This is a genomic window from Gottfriedia luciferensis (assembly GCF_001712755.1).
Taxonomy (GTDB): domain Bacteria; phylum Bacillota; class Bacilli; order Bacillales; family Bacillaceae_G; genus Gottfriedia; species Gottfriedia luciferensis_B.
Genome location: NZ_MDKC01000022.1, coordinates 1 through 2,490, shown reverse-complemented (window position 1 = coordinate 2,490; position 2,490 = coordinate 1). Strand labels below are relative to the sequence as shown.

Genomic DNA, 2,490 nt, shown 5'->3' with positions numbered 1-2,490 from the left:
GTATTCGGTGAATCAATTTATTTAATGTAATCATTTAATAATTTAATTAAACTATAAATTTTTATAAATAATTTTAAGTTTTTGTTTAAAAAAATAAATATATGGTGTATGATATGATTAAATAAAAGAAAGGAGTACAGTATGACGTATCCTTTACTCACTAATTGTCCTGTTTGCAGCAAGGCACTTAAAATTACTAAGCTACATTGTAATCATTGTCAGACAACAATCGAAAATGAATTTGAAGTATCAAGATTAGCGGCTCTAGGCCAAGAACAACTCCATTTTATTGAGATTTTTCTTAAATGCCGTGGAAATATTAAAGAGGTCGAAAAGGAACTAGGAATATCTTATCCGACTGTCAGAGGAAAGTTAGATGAAATTATCTCTACACTTGGATATTCCACTCAAAAGAAACCAGAAATAGATAAATCAAAAATTGTAACAATGCTAGAAAAAGGCGAAATTACGGCTGAGAAAGCCATTCAATTATTAAAAGAGGGGGAATAATAATGAAAGACGAGATTTCAAGAATCTTAACGTTGATGGAAGAAGGCAAGATTGATAAGGATAAAGCAAGTGAATTAATTAATATTTTACAAGATAAAGAACAGCCCGAACGCGTATCACTAAAAAAAGAACCATACGGAAATAAAATCTTAAAGATTCGTGTTAACTCCGAAGTAGGAGATAATGTTAATGTTAATGTACCGATTAATCTTGTAAAGGCAGTTTTAAAAGTAGGTACAAATATTGCTGAAAAAATTCCTGAGGCTGAAAAATATGTAAAAGATATTAACGTTGATCTGCTAATCGAAGCAATCGAAAACGAAATGGTCGGACAAATCGTTGACATCACTTCATCAAACGGTGATAAAGTTTTTGTTGTGATTGAGTAGATTATGATAAAGGTCAAGTTGAAAATAGATGGAAAGCGATTCTCCATTCCTGTTCCATATACAGTTTTAAATTTAGGTAGTGTGATCATCACATCAAAATTGCTTAATCGTATAATAAATAAAGCAATTAATGAAAATGGCAGTAAATTCAATTTTCCTAAAATTGATAGAAAAGATTTGAAACCGTTCCTACAGGGACTTTCAAAAAATAGTGGACTAATCCTTGTTGATACGAAATTAAAAGATGGAACAGAGGTAGTTGTAAAGCTTTAAGTTCACTCTTTTAGACACAATTTATATTTTCGCAAATTATTCTATATTTTACTAATAATAATATTATGTAAACTAATATGAAATATAAAAAGAAACCCCTTTTTAAAAGAATGGGGTTTTTTCTTTTTAATAATTTTCATCATCCCAAACATTACTTGCATTTTGTGTTCGATTCATCATTTTTGCTAAATAAAGTTCAGTCGTTTGAATACTTTCATGACCTAAACTTCGACTAACTTGATAAATGCTCGCACCTTTTTCAATTGAACGACAAGCATAATGATGCCGAAAGAAGTGAGGACTAATATTGCTTGATCGATTATGTTCTTTTACAAAAGGTAACCCAGAATCTTTTATCATTTCAATTACATATTTTGATAAATATTTAAACGAATAATGTTGATTCAATTTATTCGGAAAGAATGGACTTGAATCAGTTTTCGAAATGACATTTGAAAGACCACGTCGACTCCTTAGTTTACATAAATCTACAAAAACATGATTTAATAATTTAACTTCACGTTTTTTATTTCCTTTTCCAACAATTTCTAGCCAATAACCGTTTGAATCCTTTGTAACTTTACCCCAATTTGCCTCAGCCAGTTCCCGAATTCGCATACCAGTTGTAGCTAATAATTTGATTATAGTCGTTTTTAAAATATTTCTATTATAAAAATTCAACAATGCTTTAACTTCACTTTCTTCTAAATCGCGATTTGGTAGATCATCCTTTGTAATTTTTGCATTCAATATTCGAGTATATAAAGGTACTTGAACATAATGACTATCAAATAAAAACTTAAAAAAGCTTTTTAATATGACAAGTTTTCTTGAAAGAGTTGTAACACGATATTGTTGATTGTTCGGACCGTATTTATAAGTAGATAGCCATTGTTGATATGAATCGATATGTCTTTGTTTTAAATTTTTGAAAAATGAAGTCTCTATATAAGATTCTACATCCTGTCGCAAAAATTCTTCACTCTTCATCAAATATCGAAAAAACTGCATTAACTCTCTTATGTATTCCATCTTTGTACTATCTTTTCGTTGTTTCGATTTTTGGATATCTTTTCTTTGATGTACAAAGTAGTAGATCATATCTAAATCAGAAAAACCTTCATAGATCATACGATGATTTTTTTCATTTTCAAACTTTGTTTGTAGAAGAATAGGAAAGTAAGTTTCATCTATTAAATACTCAATTATATTATCTTCATTTAGATTCGTAGTTGGTAAATGCATTGAATTTGTAATAAGTAGATTTGATTTTACAACCATATTACTCACCTCATAATCTATTATACATAAATCTATG

The 2,490-nt window shown here is 28.9% G+C and carries 4 protein-coding genes; 3 read left to right on the top strand and 1 reads right to left on the bottom strand.

Translation table 11 applies throughout. From position 1 onward, the window contains the following. Window positions 1-141 precede the first annotated feature (141 nt). From BED47_RS13105 to BED47_RS13095, 3 genes are read left to right on the top strand one after another with little or no spacing between them, the layout of a single operon-like run. A complete protein-coding gene (locus BED47_RS13105; protein ID WP_069034026.1) occupies window positions 142-510 on the top strand; it encodes a DUF2089 domain-containing protein in 369 nt (122 codons plus the stop codon). A gap of 2 nt (window positions 511-512) precedes the next feature. After that, on the top strand, window positions 513-899 hold the full coding sequence (locus BED47_RS13100) for a hypothetical protein (RefSeq protein ID WP_069034025.1): 387 nt from the start codon (window positions 513-515) through the stop codon (window positions 897-899). Between the two features lie 3 nt (window positions 900-902). After that, the gene (locus tag BED47_RS13095; protein WP_069034024.1) at window positions 903-1,172 is read left to right on the top strand and encodes a hypothetical protein; all 270 of its coding nucleotides are present in this window, start codon (window positions 903-905) and stop codon (window positions 1,170-1,172) included. Between the two features lie 126 nt (window positions 1,173-1,298). Here BED47_RS13095 and BED47_RS13090 read toward each other — a convergent pair. After that, a partial coding sequence (locus BED47_RS13090) for a tyrosine-type recombinase/integrase (RefSeq protein ID WP_217493000.1) occupies window positions 1,299-2,490 on the bottom strand: 1,192 nt, incomplete at its 5' end.